The following is a 19,527-nucleotide window of genomic DNA, read 5'->3' as shown; positions in this document are numbered from 1 at the left end:
GATCCGTTTTCCGCAGGAAAACGGATCTGACCCCGGATTCATTTCGATATCTGACAGAAAAATCGTGTCGACCAAGGTCGACACCTACCAACAGCCGCAGGAATCTGTCAGAGATGGGGCGGTGTCGGATTGCGGGGTGTCAGCCGCATGGATGCGGCTGCCAAGCCTCCATGGACGGATTCACGGCGTCCCCGCAATCCGACACCGCCCCGCCCACCCACGGAATGCCGCTCTGGCTTTGGCTTTGGCTCTGGCTCTGGCTTTGGCCGTTGCCGTTGCATTGAGCAGGTGCAGGGCTGCAAGCCCTGCCGAAACCCTCCCCAACCATGACTGCAGTCACTTGCCCGGTTGCGCCGCGCTGGCGAAAGTCGAGGAGTGGACGTGATCGGTCCGGCGCGTTGCCGACCGCAAGCGAGAGAGAGAAACGCTGTGCAACGACGTGAGTTCCTGGCTTTTTCCGGCCTGGGCCTGGCCGGCCTGCTGCTGCCGCATTCCCGTGCCATCGCCGCCGAGCAGCTGCTGGCGCCGGTCGATACCGCCCAGCGCCGGCGCTTGGCCGAGGTCGCGCTGGCCACCGCACGCACGGCCAAGGCCAGCTACTGCGATGTGCGCATCGGCCGCTACCTCAACCAGTCGGTCATCACCCGCGAGCACCAGGTCGGCAATGTGACCAACCGAGAATCGTCCGGCGTGGGCATGCGGGTGATCGTCAACGGTGCCTGGGGCTTTGCTGCAACCCATCAGCAGACCGAGGCCGCCGTGCGCGCGGCAGTCGAGCAGGCGGCGGCAATCGCCCGCGCCAACGCCAGCATCCAGACCCGCCCGGTGCAACTGGCACCCACGCCGTCCGTCGGTGAAGTACGCTGGCAGACCCCCGTCCGCAGGAACGCGATGGCGGTGCCGATCCAGGACAAGGTCGAGCTGCTGCTGGCACTCAATGCCGCCGCGCTGAATGCGGGCGCCGACTACATCAATTCCACCCTGTTCCTGGTCAACGAGCAGAAGTACTTTGCGTCCAGCGACGGCTCGTTCATCGACCAGGACATCCATCGCATCTGGCTGCCGTTCACCGCCACCGCCATCGACAAGGCCAGCGGCAGGTTCCGCACCCGCGCCGGCCTGTCCTCGCCGATGGGCATGGGCTACGAGTTCCTCGATGGCGATGCGCGCGGCAAGGTGCACCTGCCCGGCGGCATCACCGCCTACCGCGATTCCTATGACCCGGTCGAGGACGCCATTGCGGCCGCCCGCCACGCGCGCGAGAAACTGAAGGCGCCGTCGGTGAAGCCCGGCAAGTATGACCTGGTGCTGGACCCGTCCAACCTGTTCCTGACCATTCACGAGAACGTCGGCCACCCGCTGGAGCTGGACCGCGTGCTCGGCTACGAAGCCAACTACGCCGGAACCAGCTTCGCCACGCTGGACAAGCGAGATGCCGGTTTCCGCTGGGGCAGCGACATCGTCACCTTCTTCGCCGACAAGACCCAGCCGGGCAGCCTCGGTGCGGTCGGCTACGACGACGAGGGCGTCAAGACCCAGCGCTGGGACCTGGTGCGCGACGGCATCCTGGTCGACTACCAGGCCACCCGCGATGAAGCCCACATCCTCGGCCGCGATGCATCGCATGGCTGCAGCTATGCCGATTCCTGGTCCAGCGTGCAGTTCCAGCGCATGGCCAATGTCTCGCTGGCGCCGGGCAAGCAACCGCTCAGCGTCGCGGACATGATCAAGGACGTGGAGAACGGCATCTACATCCACGGCCGCGGTTCGTATTCGATCGACCAGCAGCGCTACAACGCGCAGTTCGGCGGCCAGCTGTACTACCAGATCAAGGACGGAAAGATCGCCGGCATGGTAGAGGATGCGGCCTACCAGATCCGCACGCCGGAATTCTGGAATGCCTGCACGGCCATCTGCGATGAACGCGACTTCCGCCTGGGCGGTTCGTTCTTCGACGGCAAGGGCCAGCCTGGCCAGGTCTCGGCGGTCTCGCACGGTTCGTCCACCACCCGCTTCAACGGCATCAACATCATCAACACCGCGCGCAGTCTCGGCGCTTGAGCCACCCATCCTTCGATATGGAGAGCAGCCTTGCAAAGACGTGACTTCCTGGCCCTGACCGGGCTTACCGCGGGCGGGCTGATCGTGCCCTCCTTCTTCGGCAAGGTGATCGCCGCCGAGCAGCTGCAGAGCACGCTGGACCTGGGGCTGAAGAAGCGCCTGGCCGATGCGGCGCTGGCTGCCGCCCGCCAGGCCGGTGCCACCTACTGCGACGTGCGCATCGGCCGCTACCTGCGGCAGTTCGTGATCACCCGCGAAGACAAAGTGCAGAACGTGGTGAACACCGAGTCCACCGGCGTGGGCATCCGCGTGATCGTCAATGGTGCGTGGGGCTTTGCCGCCACCAATGCGCTGGGCACCGCCGACGTGGCCAAGGCGGCGCAGCAGGCGGCCGCGATCGCCAAGGCCAATGCCGGCGTGCAGACCGCGCCGGTGCAGCTGGCCAAGGCGCCGGGCGTGGGTGAGGTGAGCTGGCGCACGCCGATCCGCAAGAATGCGATGGAGGTGCCGATCAAGGACAAGGTCGGCCTGCTGCTGGACGTCAACGCCGCCGCAATGGGCGCCGGTGCCAGCTTCGTCAACTCGATGCTGTTCCTGGTCAACGAGCAGAAGTACTTCGCCTCCACCGATGGCTCCTACATCGACCAGGACGTGCACCGCATCTGGGCGCCGATGACGGTCACCGCCATCGACAAGAGCAGCGGCAAGTTCCGCACCCGATCGGGCCTGTCCTCGCCGATGGGCCTGGGCTACGAATACCTGGACGGCGCCGCCGCGGGCAAGGTGGTCAGCCCGAATGGCGTGGTCAACTACAGTTCTTCCTACGACATGAAGGAAGACGCCATCGCCGCCGCCCGGCAGGCGCAGGAAAAGCTGAAGGCGCCGTCGGTGAAGCCGGGCAAGTACGACCTGGTGCTCGACCCGTCGCACACCTGGCTGACCATCCACGAGTCGATTGGCCACCCGCTGGAACTGGACCGCGTGCTCGGCTACGAGGCCAACTACGCCGGCACCAGCTTCGCCACCCTGGACAAGCGCGAACAGCGTTTCCAGTATGGCAGCGAGCTGGTCAACATCTTCGCCGACAAGACCCAGCCAGGCAGCCTCGGCGCAGTGGCATACGACGACGAAGGCGTGAAGTGCAAGCGCTGGGACCTGATCAGCAACGGCAAGCTGGTGGACTACCAGACCATCCGCGACCAGGCCCACATCCTCGGCAAGACCGAGTCCGACGGCTGCTGCTATGCCGACTCGTGGTCCAGCGTGCAGTTCCAGCGCATGGCCAACGTGTCGATGGCACCGGGCAAGAAGCCGCTGAGCGTGCCGGACCTGATCAAGGACGTGGAGAACGGCATCTACATCATCGGTGACGGTTCGTTCTCGATCGACCAGCAGCGCTACAACGCGCAGTTCGGCGGCCAGCTGTTCTACGAGATCAAGAACGGCCAGATCACCCGCATGCTGGAAGACGTGGCCTACCAGATCCGCACGCCGGAGTTCTGGAACGCCTGTACCGCCGTGGCCGACGAGCGTGACTACCGCCTGGGCGGTTCGTTCTTCGACGGCAAGGGCCAGCCGGGACAGGTCTCGGCAGTCTCGCACGGTTCGTCGACCGCGCGCTTCAACGGCATCAACGTCATCAACACCGCACGCAGCCTCGGCTGACCGGTCAGGAGCCCTTACACCATGAGTATCTTCACCGAAGCCCAGGCCAAGGCCATCCTCGACAAGGTCATCGCCCTGTCCAAGGCCGACGAGTGCACCGCCGTGCTGGCCGGCGCGATCAGCGGCAACATCCGTTTCGCGCTGAACAATGTCTCCACCAGTGGCATCGTCGACAACACCGAGCTGGCGGTCACCGTCGCCTTCGGCAAGCGCGTCGGCACTGCCTCGATCAACGAGTTCGACGACGCCGCGCTGGAACGTGTGGTACGCCGTGCCGAAGACCTGGCCCGCCTGGCACCGGAGAACCCGGAGTTCATGCCGGCCATCGGCAAGCAGAGCTACCGCGCCAGCCCGACCTTCAGCGAATCCACCGCCGCGATCGATCCGGCCTTCCGTGCCAAGGTTGCTGCCGATTCGATCGCCCCGTGCCGCGGCCACGGCCTGGTCGCCGCCGGCTTCCTGGAGGACGGCCAGGGCTTCCAGGCCACCGCCAACAGCAACGGCAACTTCGCTTACCAGCGCACCACCAACTTCGATTACACCTGCACTGTGCGCACCGAAGATGGCCGCGGTTCGGGCTGGGTCGGCCGCAACCTGAAGGACGCGGCGGACTTCAAGGCTGACCAGGACATCCGCATCGCCATGCGCAAGGCCACCGAATCGGCCGAAGCCAAGGCACTGGAACCGGGCAAGTACACGGTCATCCTGGAGCCGGCCGCAGCGGCAGGCCTGATCAGCTTCATGATGAATTTCTTCAGTGCACGCTCGGCCGATGAAGGCCGCAGCTTCCTGTCGAAGAAGGGCGGCGGCAACAAGCTGGGCGAGCAGGTCTACGATCCGCGCGTGACCATGATCGCCGACCCGTGGCATCCGAATGCACCGGTGCTGCCGTGGGACAACGAAGGGCTGCCGCGCGAACGCATGGCCATCATCGAGAACGGCAGGATCGCCAATCTGGACTACTCGCGCTTCTGGGCGCAGAAGCAGGGCAAGACCGCCAAGGCCTCGCCGGGCAACCTGCTGATGAGCGGTGGCGACAAGAGCACCGCCGAGCTGGTGCGCGGCACCCAGAAGGGCATCCTGGTCACGCGTACCTGGTACATCCGCATGGTCGATCCGCAGACCGTGCTGCTGACCGGCCTGACCCGCGACGGCACCTTCTACATCGAGAACGGCCAGATCAAGTACCCGGTGAAGAACTTCCGCTTCAACGAGTCGCCGGTGATCATGCTCAACAACATCGAAGAGCTGGGCAAGCCGGTGCGGGTGGCCGGTGATGAATCCAGCTACGTGATGATGATCCCGCCGATGAAGCTGCGCGATTTCACCTTCACCTCGCTGTCCGACGCGGTCTGATGGATCGCCGGGCCTGCCTGCGCTGGTTGGCCGCTGCCGCTTCGGCGGCGGCGCTGCCGGCCTGGGCACAGGCAGGCCCGCGCAGTTCGCGCTATGACTTCTGGTTCACCCGCCTGCAGTACGACTCCGGTGACTGGGACGTGGACGCGCGCATGCCATCCAACCTGATCACCTCGCTGATCGACTACACATCGCTGCGCGTGGACCCGCAGGAACACGTGGTGGCCCTGGCCGACCCGCGCATGCTGGAAGCGCCGTTCTGCTACCTGGCCGGGCACACGCTGGTGGAGTTCAACGCCGCCGAACGGCAGAACTTCGTGCGCTACGTGCGAAATGGCGGCTTCGTCTTCGTCGATGACTGCAACCATGACATCGACGGGCTGTTCGCCACCTCGTTCGAGGCACAGATGGGCCGCCTGTTCGGTCCGAAGGCATTGCAGAAACTGCCCAACAGCCACGCGCTGTACCGCAGTTTCTTCCGCTTCCCGGACGGTCCGCCCGCCACCAGCTTCGAACTCAACGGCTGGGGCGACGACCTGGCGCACGACTATCTGAAGGGCATCGAGGTCGATGGTCGGCTGGGCCTGCTCTACAGCAACAAGGACTATGGCTGCGAGTGGGACTACGACTGGCGCAACAAGCGCTTCCTGGCCGAAGACAACACCCGCTTTGGCGTCAACATCGTGATGTACGCGTTGAACAATTGACAGGACCTGCACGCCCATGAATTCCTCCGACCTCGATTCCCTGCTGCCGCGCCTGGATGAACTGCGCGCCGCGCTCGCACGCGCGGTGGTGGGCCAGCACACCGTGGTCGAGCAGCTGCTGATCGGCCTGCTGGCCGGCGGCCACTGCCTGCTGGAAGGTGCGCCCGGGCTCGGCAAGACCCTGCTGGTACGCTCGCTCGGCCAGGCATTGGAACTGCAGTTCCGGCGCGTGCAGTTCACCCCCGACCTGATGCCCAGTGACATCCTCGGCACCGAGCTGCTGGAGGAAGACCATGGCACCGGCCATCGCCATTTCCGCTTCCAGCAGGGCCCGATCTTCACCCACCTGCTGCTGGCCGACGAACTCAACCGCACCCCGCCCAAGACCCAGGCCGCACTGCTGGAGGCAATGCAGGAACGCACCGTCAGCTACGCCGGAACCACCTACGCGCTGCCCGCTCCGTTCTTCGTGCTGGCCACGCAGAACCCGATCGAGCAGGCCGGCACGTACCCGCTGCCAGAGGCACAGCTGGACCGCTTCCTGCTGCACGTGCTGGTGGATTACCCCAGCGAAGACGAGGAGCGGCGGATCCTGGAACAGACCACCGGCGGTGCCACCGACGCGGTGCCGAAAGTGATGGATGCCGAGGCGGTGATCGCCCTGCAGGCGGCTGTGCGGCAGGTGCATGTCAGCCCCGACGTGCTGGCCTGGATCACCCGCCTGGTGCGCGCCAGCCGGCCAGGCGAAGGCGCCCCGGCGGCGATCAACCAATGGGTGAAGTGGGGCGCCGGTCCGCGCGCCGGCCAGTCGCTGGTGCTCGCGGCAAAAGCGCGCGCACTGCTGCAGGGCCGCTTCGCCGCCACCCGCGAGGACGTGCAGGCACTGGCCGCACCGGTGATGCGCCATCGCCTGCTGCTGTCGTTCGCCGCCGAGGCCGAGCAGAAGCGTGCCGACGACGTGGTCGCCGCCCTGCTGCAGGCCGTGCCGTTCCCGGGTTGAGCCACGCGTGAACGCCGGTACCCCGCTGACCTTGCCTCCGGAACTGCGTGCGCGCCTGCGCCTGCTGCGGCTGCGGCCGCGCCTGGCCAGCGGCGCCAGTGGCATCGGCCAGCACGCCAGCCGCAGCCGCGGTGCCGGCCTCGAGTTCGCCCAGTACCGGGCCTACGAACCGGGCGACGAGCTGCGCCAGATCGACTGGAAGTTGTATGCGCGTTCGGACCGCTTCTTCGTGCGCGAATCCGAACGCGAAAGCCCGATCACGGTCTGGCTGCTGCTCGATGCCACCGCCTCGGCCGGCCAGGCCGATCGCGCGGCACCGCAGCGCACGCGCCTGGATCACATGCGCGGCGTGGCCGCCTGCGTGGTGGAACTGGCGCTGCAGCAGGGCGACCGTTTCGGCCTGCTGGCGATCAATGGCGATGGACTGCAGTTGGTGCCCGCAGCGAACGGCGCACGCCAGCGTGACCGCGTGCATCTGCAACTGCATGCCCTTCAGGCACGCGGCGGCTGGCCCGTGGCCGATCGCCTGCGCCCGCTGTGGGAGCGTGTGCGTCCGGGCGACCTGCTGCTGGCGATGGGTGATGGCTTCGACGCGGCCTGCATCGTGCTGCTGGAGCAACTGGCCAGCGCACGCCGTGAAGTGGCACTGCTGCAGATCCTCACCGCCGACGAGCGCGATTTCCCGTTCGACGCCGGCCATCGCTTCCGCGATCCGGAAACGGGCGAGGAACTGCTGGGCGATGGCGCGGCGATCCGCGCCGATTACCTGCAGCGCTTCGCCGACGCACGCAACGCATTGCAGTCGCGCCTGCAGGCCAGCGGCATCGCCAGTGCCACCGGCTGGCTCGACCAGCCGCTGGATCATCCACTGCAGGTGCTGTTCGGTCGTGGGGGCGGTGCATGACCCTGCTGTTCCCGTTGGGCCTGGCCGCGCTCGCTGCGTGGTTGCTGCCGCTGCTGATCCATCTGGCCCGGCGCCATCCGTACACGCCGCTGGATTTCGCCGCGCTGCGCTGGCTGCGTGCACAGATCCGCCCGCGCCAGCGCATCCGCTTCGATGACTGGCCGTTGCTGCTGGTGCGCCTGTTGCTGCTGGCTGCATTGGCCTTGCTGCTGGCACGCCCTGCATTGACCGGCCCCGCTCCCATCCCCACCGCGTGGACGGTAGTGGCTCCCGGATTGGACGCCGCCGCACTGCGCGGGAGTGCCGAAGCGGGCAACTGGCACTGGCTGGCACCCGGCTTCCCCGCTATCGATCACGCACCACCTGCGTCCAGCGCATCGCTGCCCAGCCTGCTGCGCGAGCTGGACGCACAGCTGCCCACGGGCACCGCGTTGACCGTGCACGTTCCCGATCCCCTGCCCGGTCTGGATGGCGCCCGCCTGCAGCTGTCGCGCGAAGTGCAGTGGCGGCCGCAACCGATACCGGCCACTCCGCAACCGAGTGCCGCGACGATGCCGCGTCTACGCGTGCACAGCGATGCGCCGGCCGCCGCCCAGCACTGGGTGAACGCACTGCAGCGCGCGTGGGGCATGCAGGCGCCGCTCGCTCCTCTGTCGGCCGATGCCCTGCCCGAACGCGGCGAGATCGGCGTATGGAGCCGCAGCGATGCACTGCCGGCGAGCTGGCAGGCGTGGCTGCGCGACGGCGGTCGTGCAGTGAGCGCCGGCAAGCCTGCTCGCGGCGCCGGCATCCTGCTGCGCAACGCCGATGGCACACCACTGCTGTGGCAGCAGCGCATCGGCCACGGCGTCCTGCTGTCACTACCCGGCGACTGGGATGCCTCAGGCAACGCTGCGCTGCGCGACCCGCAGTTGCCGCGTGCCCTGCTGCTGGCCCTGCAACCGCCAGCGTCACCGCGCCTCGGCGATGCACAGGACCAGGCACCACGCCGGGCCGCACTGCCCGCCATAGCGCCCCCAGCGCGTGAGCCAACCACGTGGTTGCTGCTGGTCATCGTGGTGCTGTTCGCGCTGGAGCGCTGGGTGGCCAGCAGTCGCCGGCGCAGGGGGGCCGCATGAACACCCTGCAGTACGCCTGGCAACGCGCACGCCGTCGCCGTGCACTCGTTACCCTGCTGCTGGGCCTGCCGTGGGCGCTGGCCGCGACGACGCTGGCGCTGCGCCTGGCGGGCTTCGATATCGCCTGCGTGGTCGGCACGGTCAGCGTGCTCGCCTGCGCAGCGCTCGCCACGGCACGTGCCCGCCAGCTGGACCCACAGTGGGTGCAGCGTCAGCTCGATGCCGGCGGTGCCAGCGAGGACAGTGCCGACCTGCTGTTCGCCGATATGGCAACGCTCAATCCGCTGCAGCAGCGCCAGCGCGCGCATGTGCTGGCCACGCTGGAGCGCGCGACACCGGACCTGCGTCCGCGCTGGCCGCGCAGGGCGTTGGCCCTGAGCTGGGTCGCAGGCCTGGCGATCACTGCGCTGGCATTCGGCTGGCCACGTTCCGGCCCCGGCTCCGCGCCGGCGCGCACATCGGCGCCTGTCAGCATGGCTGCCGCCGGCCCGCTGCACCTTCAGTCCACCCGCCTGCGGATCGACGCGCCGGCCTATACCGGCCAAGCCACGCGCACCCAGAACGCGTTGGATGCCAAGGTCGCCGCGGACAGCCGGCTGTCGTGGTCGTTGCGCTTCGATCGCGCGCCGGACAAGGCATGGCTTCAGTTCCACGACGGCCGCCGGCTGCCGCTGAGCGAGCAGGATGGGCAGTGGCTGGCGCAGGATGTGGCGCGCGTGCCTGTGCTGTACCGCGTGGTGAGCGAACCTGCACTGGCCCAAACCCACCTGCATCGCCTGGATGTGGTCGCTGATCGTGCGCCCAGCGTGCGCGTGCTGGAGCCCGCCGCGACCCTGGTGCTGGGCACGCCCGGGCAACGCCAGTGGTCGTTGCGCTTCGAAGCCAGCGATGACTACGCCGTGGCCACGCAGGCAACGCTGTCGATCACCATTACCCAGGGCAGCGGCGAGAACATCACCTTCGTTCGCCGCAGTGTCGGCCTCACCGGCAGCGGCGAAGCGACTGCACGGCGTTTCGCGTACACCCTCGACCTGGCTGCGCTGGGCGCGCAGCCCGGCAGCGATGTCATCGCCCAGCTGGAAGTACGCGACAACCACGCGCCAACACCGCAGGCTGGGCGCAGCAGCAGCGTGATCCTGCGCCTGCCCAGCGCCGAGGTTGCACTCGGTGCCGAACTGGAAGGCCGCATCAAGAAGACGCTGCCGGCCTACTTCCGCAGCCAGCGGCAGATCATCATCGATGCCGAAGCGCTGATCCGGCAGCGACGCAGCCTCACTGCCGAGGACTTCGTGAAGCGCAGCGATGCGATCGGTGTCGACCAGCGCATCCTGCGCCTGCGCTACGGCCAGTTCCTGGGTGAGGAAAGCGAAGGCGCACCGAAGCCGCCGCCGACCAGCGACCTGCCCACCAGCGATGCGCCAGCTGCAGGCAGCCACGACACCGAGCACGAGCACGACCATGGCACCGAGGCCGGGGCACACGATGAGCATGGCCACGATCACGGCGGCAAGGCGTCCAATGCCGATTCGCCACCGGTGTTCGGCAGCGCCACCGATGTGCTCTCCGAATACGGCCACACCCATGACCATGCCGAGGCCGCGACCCTGCTCGACCCGCAGACCCGGGCCACGCTGAAGGCCGCGCTGGACCAGATGTGGTCGGCCGAAGGCGAGCTGCGCCAGGGCCGGCCAGAGCAGGCGTTGCCGTTTGCCTACAAGGCGCTGGGTTTCATCAAGCAGGTGCAGCAGGCCGAACGCATCTATCTGGCGCGGGTCGGGCCAGAGCTACCACCGATCGATGAAGGCCGTCGCCTCGGCGGTGATCGCGCCGGACTGGCCAGTCGTGAACTGCCGTTGGCCGCCCGAACCCCGCCCGACCGGGCCATCGTTGAAGCCTGGCAGCGCCTCGGTGATGACACCAGCGTGCCCGACCTCAATGCACTCGCTGCCTGGCAGCAGCACAATGCCGCCTACCTGCCCGATGCACTGGATCTGGCCGCCGCCATCGAGCAGCTGCGCATCGAGCCCGGTTGCCACGACTGCCGCCTGCGCCTGCGCGCACAGCTGTGGCGGGCACTGCAACGTCCACTGCCACAGGCGATGCGGCGCAGTGCGGCCGATGCGATGGGCCAGCGCTACCTCGATGCGCTGGAGGCGCAGCCATGACCCCCTCCAGCCCGAACCTGTGGATTGCGCTGGCACTTGCTGTGGTCGTGGTCATCGCCAGCGTGCGCCAGTTGCGTGGAAGCACAGCGCACCGAGGTCGCCGCTGGATCGGCATTGCGCTGCAGATCGCCGCTGCCATGCTGCTGTATGTCTGCCTCGTACCCCTCAATCGCCAGCAGCCCGCAGGCGGGTTGGTCGTGCTGGGAATCGATGCCGACCGGGCTGGCGCACTCCCGGCCAGCGAAGGCCCACTGTTGCTGTTGCCCGAAGCTGCCGATGTGCCCGGCGCACAGCGCGTACCCGACCTGGCCACCGCGCTGCGCCAGCATCCAGCCTCCACGCTGACGCTGGTCGGTGCGGGCCTGGCCGCGCGTGACCGCGACGCAGTACTGCCACGCGACGTACGTTGGCAGCCGACAGCACCGCCGCGCGGCTGGGTCGCCTTGCAGCCACCGGCCGACGCCGCGCCCGGCGCACGCTTCGAGGTACAGGCACAGGCGCGTGGCGTTGCCAGGGCAAAGGCGGAACTGCTCGACCCGGCCGGCAGCGTGGTCGATCGCGCGGATGTTGCCGAAGACGGCCACGTTCAGTTGAGTGGCATCACCCGCGCCGAAGGCCGCAGCGTATTCCAGCTGCGCCTGCTCGATGCCGACGGCCATGTGGTGGACAGCGCACCGGTGCCGCAGCAGACCCTGCCGGCGGCGCCGTTGCGCCTGCAGGTGCGTGCCAGCGCGCCGGGCCCCGAACTGAAGTACCTGCGCCGCTGGGCAGCCGATGCCGGCATCCGCGTGCAGGTGCAGGCCGATACCGGGGCCGGCCTGAGCGTTGGCGACGGGGCCTTGCCGCTGGACGCGGCGTCGCTGGCGCGCAGCGATCTGCTGCTGCTGGACGAGCGCAGCCTGGCGGCATTGAATGCCGCCCAGCTGGCCGCTGTGCGGCAGGCGCTGCGCGAAGGACTGGGCGTGCTGGTACGCAGTGCGGGCGCCCCTTCGGCCAGCGCGCGCCAACGCCTGCACGATCTGGGCCTGCCGCTGCGGGGTGATGGCAGCAGCCAGGTCCTCGAACTTCCCGGCGACGGCGAGAGCGCGGTCCTCGCCGCACGACGTGGCCCGCTCGCCGCGGGTACGCTGCCGACCGGCTACGGCGAAGAGGCAGACCGCAGTTCGCACGACGCCGCGCTGCCCACACTGGAAGCACTGGCGCTGCAGGTACCTGGCAGCAACGCGCTGCTGCACGATCGCATTGGCAAGGCTGTCGGTGGCTGGCGCGCTACCGGCAAAGGCCGCATCGGCCTGCTGCCCATCACCGACAGCTGGCGCTGGGTACTTGCCGGCCGCGATGACCGCCACGGCGAACTGTGGAGCGGCGTGGTTGCCACGCTGGCGCGGGCGCAGGGCAGCGCTGAGGCGTTGTGGTCGCCACAGCCGATCAGCTGGGCGGGCGAACGGCAGGCGCTATGCGGCGTGCAGGCGCCGCTGCTGGCCTTCAACGCACGCGGCGAAGGCACGCCGCTGATCGTCGATGGCGCGACGTCAGACCTGCGCTGCGCGGGCTGGTGGCCGCGCGAGGCGGGCTGGCAGCGCCTGCAGCACGGCGACGCTACCCTCTGGCGCTATGCATTCGACCCGAAGGACGCGCCCGCGCTGCATCAGCAGGCAATGATCGATGCAACCACGCAGGCGCTGGCGGGCAGCTCCCCGGCAACCGCGTCGCTGATGCAACCCGTGCCGGGATCGCGCTGGCCGTGGTGGCTGGCGTTCGTGCTGTGCGCATCGCTGCTGTGGTGGCTGGAGCGACGGCGCTGATCCTGGGGTCAGAACCCTTTCGCCAGCGAAAGGGTTCTGACCCCACCGATCGGATCGCGAACGGCATCCACGCATGGCGTGGATCTACCAGCCCCACCCTCATGCGTCCTTCAACGTTTCCCCGCGCGCCGATACACGCCATTGAAGCGCACGTTCATGCCACCGCATTCGCTGTTGTCGGCCACGATCAGCACCTCACCCAGCGAGTGCACACGCACCCGGCACGTGTCCTCGACGAACTCGACATCGGCACCCTGCGGCATGGCACGCGCTTCCACCTGGCCCAGGTTCGGCCCATACGGGCGCTGTTCCGGCGTGGGGTTGGCCGAGGGCCAGTAAGCGTCGCCATCCACATGCAGTTGTCCACCCTGCACGGTGATGCGCAGGCCGTTGTCGCCATCTTTCCAGTGGCCCGTCCAGTCCTGCAGCGTGGGCACTGCCACCGGCAACGGTTGCAGCCTGCTGCGGTCGACCCAGCCGGCGCTGCCGCCCACCTTGTTCGGGAAGAACGCGCAGCGGTAACGGCCCAGGTCGCGACCGGTCACCACCGTATCGCCGTTGACCACATAGCTGCGCTGGCGGCAGGCCGGTTCGCCCTTGGCGGGGCAGCCATCCATGTCGCCGAGCAGGTACAGGCGCGGGGCGTCGACCACGCGCGCCAGCGCGAACCCGCTCTGCTCGGAGGGGAATGCGCCGTTGCGGCAGGCGCCGCCATCGGCGATATCGGACGCGAAGGCGGAGGCCGGCAGCAACGCGGCCAGCAGGCAGAATGAACGCAGGGACATGACAGCATTACCGGTGGGGGAGCCCGCAGGATATACCGGCCTACTTTACTGGCACTGTGTCGCCGGCATCCTGCTCCTGTGAGAACCGCAGCGCGCGCTGCTGCTGTTCAGCACTGAGCTCTGGCGGTGGCCGCGCCACGGCCGCCTGGATCTGGTCCGGCCCGCCGGTAAGTTTGTTGATGCCTTTGGCTGCCGCCAGCACACCCTTGACCACGCCCATCATGATGTAGCCACCGCCCATGCTGACCTGCTCCGGCGATGGCGGTTCGCTCCAGTCGCGGCTGAAGCGGTTATCGCCGAACTTCACCGGGTTCTTGAAGCGGTACAGGTCCAGCGGCTCGTCATCGGGCTTGAGCGCACGCACTTCGCCGAGGGTGGTGACGTTGTCCTGCGGCAAGGTGGTGGAGATCGGTGCGGTGGGGGCGGGCGGCGCATCTGCAGGGGGAACGGGTGCAGGATCGGGCACCGCCACCGGCGCGGCCTGCTGCGCCTGTGCGATGCCGGCCAGCAGCATGCCGGCCAGGAGTGCTCCCTGCGTTCCACGTCGTGCCACAGCCATCCACCCTGTTGGTTGCGTCCAGCGCCCAAGCATACGGATGCCGGCTTCAGATTTCGTTGGCAACGGCGGGGGCATTCAGGCTGTGTCGCGCATCATCGCTGCGCGGCCGGGACACCGAAGTTTGCAATGAACTTCATTCCCCCCCGGGGGACGGGGACGGCATCCTGCCGTTCTCCCGGTACGGCGCTCCCTCATGACAGCTCCCTCCACAATCCCGCCACGGCAGCCGGTCGCCTGCTGATGTCGCGCGCAGCAGTACTGGTTGGTTTGGCAATCGTGCCCCTGATGGTCATCGCGGCCGTTGCCGAATGGACATCACGTGTCCACGCAGGCATGGCTTCGCTGCGCCGGAGCAGCACGCTGCGTACGCTGGGCGCGGACGAACACAGGGCACTGGCACCGTTGCGCGCATTGGCCGGCTGCGACCATGACGACCAGATAAAGCGGCTGCGTGGAGCATTCACCGGCGGTGCGTGCCGGAACAGCTTCCCGGTCGGTGACGGCCTGCTGGGTGGCGTTCCCGCACTGGTGCCAAAGCAGGCGTGGCCCTACCTCGCGGAAGACAATGAAGCCGAAGTGGTGTTGGGCAAACGCGCGGCCGTGGTGGTATGTCTCAACGGCTTCACTATCGCTGCTGCACGGCCAGCTGCAGCCACCAGCCGCGTCTGTGGCGAGCGCCTGGAGACCCCCGAAGAAGTTTCGATGCGACGGGGACCCGGCCTGCGCCCTTCCCCGCTGGTGATTGCCGCACTGGCGTCATGGGCCGCCGCTGGCGCCCCAGGGCTGCTGGCCATGCCGTTGCTCGCCATCGCCGGGCTGGCGGCCTGGCTGGCACTCCCTCGCCGCAACAGCCCCGCGACGGCTCAGCGCGTGCTGCAGGTTCGCGGACGCCTGCGCGCCTACCAACGCACTGCCCAGACATCCCGGGTGTGGTTGCTCGGCAATGACCGGCGTGTGCAGCTTCCAGCGGAATGGGAGCACGCTGCGGCATTCTCCCGCGGGCGCTCGATGGTGCTGGAGGTGCGCGCCTGTGATGGATGGGTGTTGGGCGCAGGGACAGCATGGTGCCTCGCCAGCGACCGACGGCGCTATCCGCCCACAGGAGGGTCGTGGCATCTGGCATGGCTGGGCCTGCTCCTGTGCGTGCTGGTGTTCGGCACTGGCGGAATGCCACCGCTCCGTCCGGATCCTGCATGGGCGGCTGCCTATGGCTGGGGGGTGCTCGCAGTGCTGGCATCGGGCTGGCACGCGGTGCAGATCGTGGTCTGCACCGTGCAGTTCCTGCTCCGGCGCCGCGCGCTTGACGCGGACATCGCGCAGCGTCCCGCCCCGTGGCACTGAACGGTTCACTCGTTCCTATGCTGGTGTCTCACATCCTGAGACATGGATGTGGTGCCATGTGACCCCTCGCAATCCGTCCCCGCTTCCTCTTCCATGGCCTACGAACTCGCCAAGCGCACCGCCGATGCCGAGCAGAAGCTCGCCACCCGCGATGGCCTGCCCGCCCGCGACGGCGCCCTGCTCAGCGCGCGCCTGCAGCGCCGCTACCAGGACCGCATCACCGGCAGCTTCGCCATTCCCGGCCGTGAAGGCCGCTACGCGCCCGTTCCCGACTCGGTATCACCGGCGCTGGCCGCTGCACTGAAGGCACGCGGCATCGAGCAGCTCTACAGCCACCAGGCCGAAGCCTGGGAGGCCAGCCAGCGCGGCGAGCACGTGGCCATCGTCACCCCCACCGCCAGCGGCAAGTCGCTGTGCTACACCCTGCCGGTGGTCAGCGCGGCCATGCAGGACAAGGCCAAGGCGCTGTACCTGTTCCCGACCAAGGCACTGGCCCAGGACCAGGTGGCCGAGCTGCTGGAACTCAATCGTGCCGGCGATCTCGGCGTCAAGGCCTTCACCTTCGACGGCGACACCCCCGGCGATGCGCGCCAGGCGATCCGCCTGCATGGCGACATCGTGGTGTCCAACCCGGACATGCTGCACCAGGCCATCCTGCCGCATCACACCAAGTGGGCACAGTTCTTCGAGAACCTGCGCTACATCGTCATCGACGAGGTGCACACCTATCGCGGCGTGTTCGGCAGCCACGTCACCAACGTGCTGCGCCGGCTCAAGCGCATCTGCGCGTTCTATGGCGTGCAGCCGCAGTTCATCCTGTGCTCGGCCACCATCGGCAACCCGCAGGCGCATGCCGAGGCGTTGATCGAGGCACCGGTCACCGCCGTCACCGAATCCGGCGCGCCCACCGGGCCGAAGCAGGTGCTGCTGTGGAACCCGCCGGTGATCAACCCCGACCTGGGCCTGCGTGCCTCGGCGCGCTCGCAGAGCAACCGCATCGCGCGCATCGCGATCAAGTCCGGGCTGAAGACCCTGGTGTTCGCGCAGACCCGCTTGATGGTCGAGGTGCTGACCAAGTACCTGAAGGACATCTTTGACCACGACCCGCGCAAGCCGCCCCGCATCCGCGCCTACCGCGGCGGTTATCTGCCGACCGAACGCCGCGAGACCGAGCGTGCGATGCGAGCCGGCAACATCGACGGCATCGTCAGCACCTCGGCGCTGGAACTGGGCGTGGACATCGGCAGCCTGGACGTGGTCATCCTCAATGGCTACCCCGGCAGCGTGGCCGCCACCTGGCAGCGTTTCGGCCGTGCCGGTCGCCGCCAGCAACCCGCACTCGGTGTGATGGTGGCCAGTTCGCAGCCGCTGGACCAGTACGTGGTGCGGCACCCGGACTTCTTCGCCGAAGCCTCGCCCGAACATGCGCGCATTGCGCCGGACCAGCCGCTGATCCTGTTCGACCACATTCGCTGCGCGGCCTTTGAACTGCCGTTCCGGGTCGGCGATGGCTTCGGCCCGATCGACCCGGAAGTGTTCCTGGAAGCGCTGGCCGAAACCGAAGTCATCCACCGCGAAGGCGAGCGCTGGGAATGGATCGCCGACAGTTATCCGGCCAACGCGGTCAGCCTGCGCGCGGTGGCCGATGGCAACTTCGTGGTGGTCGACCGCAGCGACGGCCGCCAGCAGATCATCGCCGAGGTCGATTACTCCGCCGCTGCGCTCACGCTGTATGAAGGCGCCATCCACATGGTGCAGTCCACGCCCTACCAGGTGGAGACGCTCGACTGGGAGGGCCGCAAGGCCTACGTCACCCGTACGCATGTGGATTACTACACCGACAGCATCGACTTCACCAAGCTCAAGGTGCTGGACCGCTTCGATGGTGGCGTGGCCGGGCGCGGTGATTCGCACCATGGCGAAGTGCACGTGGTGCGGCGCGTGGCCGGCTACAAGAAGATCCGCTACTACACCCACGAAAACATCGGCTACGGTCCGGTGAACCTGCCCGACCAGGAACTGCACACCACCGCAGTGTGGTGGCAGCTGCCGCAGGCACTGCTGCTGCGCGCCTTCGCCAGCAGGCAGGATGCGCTCGATGGCTTCCTCGGTGCGGCGTATGCGCTGCACATCGTCGCCACCGTGGCGGTGATGGCCGATGCGCGCGACCTGCAGAAGTCGGTCGGCAACGGCGATGGTTCCTGGTTTGCGATCGCCGACCAGAGCGGCCGTGGCCAGTTGCGCGGCAGCGAGGGTGATCCTGGCGTGGTCGAACTGCTGCAGGAATTCGTGCCCACTGTGTATCTGTATGACAACTTCCCCGGTGGCGTTGGCCTCAGCGAGCCGTTGTGGCAGCGTCAGGCGGAGCTGGTGCAGCGCGCGCGTGAACTGGTGCAACGCTGCGACTGCAAGGCCGGCTGCCCGGCCTGCGTCGGCCCGGTGCTGGCTGCACAGGAAGAGGATGAAACCTCGCCACGTGCGCTGGCATTGCGCGTGCTCGACCTGTTCGACGCCGAGGCCTGCCGGCACGTGCCCGACGTGGTGGCGTCCGCGCGCGACCCGATGGAGCTGCTGGCACCGTGAGCCTGAGCCTGGACAAGCTGCGCCTGCTGCGGAAGCAGGCCGGCGACCCGAAAGCAGTCACGCCAGTGGCGTCCGAGCCGCCCCCTCCGGCGCCGGCCCCGGTAGCCGCCAACGATGCGCGGCAACCACCGGCCGAGCGTTCGGTGTTCGCCTGGGTCGAGCAGGAGATCCGCCACAAGCCCACGGGTGCTGCGGCGGCCACATCGGCACACACACCGGCCCAACTGCGGCGGCCGGAAGTGGGCAGCCTGCATCGCCTGCTCGGCATGCGCTCGCGGAGCGGCGCCACGCCGGCACGTGCCAGCGCACAGGATCGCCAGCTGCCGGGCGAGGAAATCGCGCCGGGTCTGTTCCTGATCGAATCGCTGCAACCTCAGCCGATCCCAACTGCCCCGCTGTCGCTGGCCTTCGCCAAGCGCGAAGACCAGCACGTGGCTGCACGCGATCTGCTGTTCTTCGACACCGAGACCACCGGCCTGGCCGGCGGCACCGGCACCCGTGCCTTCATGATCGGCGCGGCCGATTGGCATGTGTGCCCGCAGCGTGGCGAGGGCCTGCGCATCCGCCAGTTGCTGATGGCCACCATGGCCGCCGAGGACGCGATGCTGGCCACCTTTGCCCGCTGGCTCCAACCGTCCACCGTGTTCTGCAGCTACAACGGCCGCAGCTACGATGCGCCGCTGCTGAAGGCGCGCTACCGGCTGGCCCGGCAGCCGGACCCGATCACCGCACTGGACCATGTCGACCTGCTCTACCCCACGCGCCGTCGCTATCGCGGCAGCTGGGAGAACTGCAAGCTGTCCACCATCGAACGCCAGCTGCTGCGCGTGGTGCGCGAGGACGACCTGCCCGGCTCGGAAGCACCCGGTGCATGGCTGCGCTTCCTGCGCGGCGGCGATGCGGTGAACCTGCGCCGGGTGGCCGACCACAACCACCAGGACGTGGTGACCCTGGCCCTGCTGCTGCAGCGGCTGGTGCGCGAGGAACAGCGCGAGCGCGAGACACTGGCGCTGGTCGGGCGGTAATGACACACGGGGCCGCGTTGACATGCCCTGACGGTGGCAGCGGTGACACTGCCACCACCATCCACGCCTGGAGCCCGACGATGCGCCTCAATCCGCTTGCCCTGCTTGCCATCCTGCCACTGGCCGCCTGCAGCCACGCCGGCGGCAGCACCGCCCTCGATGCCGCGCCAGCGCCAGCACCCGTGGCCGACGCCGCGCACGAATGCAAGCCGGAGACGCTCGAGGCCTTCACCGGCAAGACGGCTGACGAAGCCACCATCAAGAAGCTGGTGGCCGCCAGCGGCGCGCGCGGTGCACGGGTGGTCAAGCCGGGCATGGCGGTGACCATGGACTTCCGCCAGGACCGCGTGACCGTGCAGGTGGATGCGCAGAACCGCATCGAACGCGCCAGCTGCGGTTGATCGGCCCAGGGCAGTGCCGGCCGCTGGCCGGCAATGTGGGGTGCCGGCCAGC

General features: G+C 68.2%; 15 protein-coding genes. 13 read left to right on the top strand and 2 right to left on the bottom strand.

Annotated features, from left to right (window positions below; translation table 11 throughout):
• The first annotated feature begins 429 nt into the window (after nt 1-429).
• The 9 genes from ACM0O9_RS10850 to ACM0O9_RS10810 are packed head-to-tail and all read left to right on the top strand — an operon-like array spanning nt 430 to nt 12,781.
• Nucleotides 430-2,061 (top strand): TldD/PmbA family protein, encoded by a 1,632-nt coding sequence (locus ACM0O9_RS10850; RefSeq protein ID WP_414604043.1) that lies wholly within the window; start codon nt 430-432, stop codon nt 2,059-2,061.
• A 30-nt stretch (nt 2,062-2,091) separates the two neighbouring features.
• Nucleotides 2,092-3,726, top strand: coding sequence for a TldD/PmbA family protein (locus tag ACM0O9_RS10845; RefSeq protein ID WP_065185542.1), 1,635 nt, complete (start codon nt 2,092-2,094; stop codon nt 3,724-3,726).
• A gap of 21 nt (nt 3,727-3,747) precedes the next feature.
• Nucleotides 3,748-5,082: a TldD/PmbA family protein gene (locus ACM0O9_RS10840; RefSeq protein WP_329844450.1), complete on the top strand. Its 1,335-nt coding sequence runs from the start codon at nt 3,748-3,750 to the stop codon at nt 5,080-5,082.
• A complete protein-coding gene (locus ACM0O9_RS10835; RefSeq protein ID WP_414604042.1) occupies nt 5,082-5,789 on the top strand; it encodes a DUF4159 domain-containing protein in 708 nt (235 codons plus the stop codon). Before ACM0O9_RS10840 ends, ACM0O9_RS10835 begins: the two co-directional genes overlap by 1 nt.
• Nucleotides 5,790-5,805: 16 nt before the next feature.
• Nucleotides 5,806-6,789, top strand: coding sequence for an AAA family ATPase (locus tag ACM0O9_RS10830; protein ID WP_065178689.1), 984 nt, complete (start codon nt 5,806-5,808; stop codon nt 6,787-6,789).
• A 7-nt stretch (nt 6,790-6,796) separates the two neighbouring features.
• Nucleotides 6,797-7,693: a DUF58 domain-containing protein gene (locus tag ACM0O9_RS10825; protein WP_065178688.1), complete on the top strand. Its 897-nt coding sequence runs from the start codon at nt 6,797-6,799 to the stop codon at nt 7,691-7,693.
• Nucleotides 7,690-8,811, top strand: a complete 1,122-nt coding sequence (locus ACM0O9_RS10820) for a BatA domain-containing protein (RefSeq protein WP_164230200.1) — start codon at nt 7,690-7,692, stop codon at nt 8,809-8,811. The genes ACM0O9_RS10825 and ACM0O9_RS10820 overlap by 4 nt, the downstream gene beginning before the upstream one ends.
• Entirely contained in the window at nt 8,808-10,976 is a 2,169-nt protein-coding gene (locus ACM0O9_RS10815) for a hypothetical protein (RefSeq protein WP_164230198.1), read from the top strand. The genes ACM0O9_RS10820 and ACM0O9_RS10815 overlap by 4 nt, the downstream gene beginning before the upstream one ends.
• Entirely contained in the window at nt 10,973-12,781 is a 1,809-nt protein-coding gene (locus ACM0O9_RS10810) for an amino acid adenylation domain-containing protein (protein WP_065197270.1), read from the top strand. The genes ACM0O9_RS10815 and ACM0O9_RS10810 overlap by 4 nt, the downstream gene beginning before the upstream one ends.
• A 110-nt stretch (nt 12,782-12,891) precedes the next feature.
• On the opposite strand, the gene ACM0O9_RS10805 is transcribed toward ACM0O9_RS10810, so the two are convergent.
• A complete protein-coding gene (locus ACM0O9_RS10805) occupies nt 12,892-13,566 on the bottom strand; it encodes a hypothetical protein (protein WP_005421010.1) in 675 nt (224 codons plus the stop codon).
• 40 nt (nt 13,567-13,606) lie between these two features.
• Nucleotides 13,607-14,125, bottom strand: coding sequence for a hypothetical protein (locus ACM0O9_RS10800; protein WP_235649679.1), 519 nt, complete (start codon nt 14,123-14,125; stop codon nt 13,607-13,609).
• A 240-nt stretch (nt 14,126-14,365) separates the two neighbouring features.
• Here ACM0O9_RS10800 and ACM0O9_RS10795 point away from each other — a divergent pair, with 240 nt between their 5' ends.
• From ACM0O9_RS10795 to ACM0O9_RS10780, 4 genes are all read left to right on the top strand, one after another.
• Nucleotides 14,366-15,466, top strand: coding sequence for a hypothetical protein (locus ACM0O9_RS10795; RefSeq protein ID WP_005421013.1), 1,101 nt, complete (start codon nt 14,366-14,368; stop codon nt 15,464-15,466).
• Nucleotides 15,467-15,559: 93 nt separating this feature from the next.
• A complete protein-coding gene (locus ACM0O9_RS10790) occupies nt 15,560-18,049 on the top strand; it encodes a DEAD/DEAH box helicase (protein WP_235649678.1) in 2,490 nt (829 codons plus the stop codon).
• Complete coding sequence (locus tag ACM0O9_RS10785) at nt 18,046-19,074, top strand: ribonuclease H-like domain-containing protein (protein ID WP_134956044.1); 1,029 nt, start codon at nt 18,046-18,048, stop codon at nt 19,072-19,074. Before ACM0O9_RS10790 ends, ACM0O9_RS10785 begins: the two co-directional genes overlap by 4 nt.
• 80 nt (nt 19,075-19,154) lie before the next feature.
• Nucleotides 19,155-19,475: an I78 family peptidase inhibitor gene (locus ACM0O9_RS10780; RefSeq protein WP_414604041.1), complete on the top strand. Its 321-nt coding sequence runs from the start codon at nt 19,155-19,157 to the stop codon at nt 19,473-19,475.
• Nucleotides 19,476-19,527 lie beyond the last annotated feature (52 nt).

Source organism: Stenotrophomonas sp. FR012 (genome assembly GCF_047520565.2).
Taxonomy (GTDB): Bacteria; Pseudomonadota; Gammaproteobacteria; order Xanthomonadales; family Xanthomonadaceae; genus Stenotrophomonas; species Stenotrophomonas sepilia.
The sequence above is the reverse complement of the archived record's forward strand: the minus strand, read 5'-3'. Positions and strand labels throughout refer to the sequence as shown.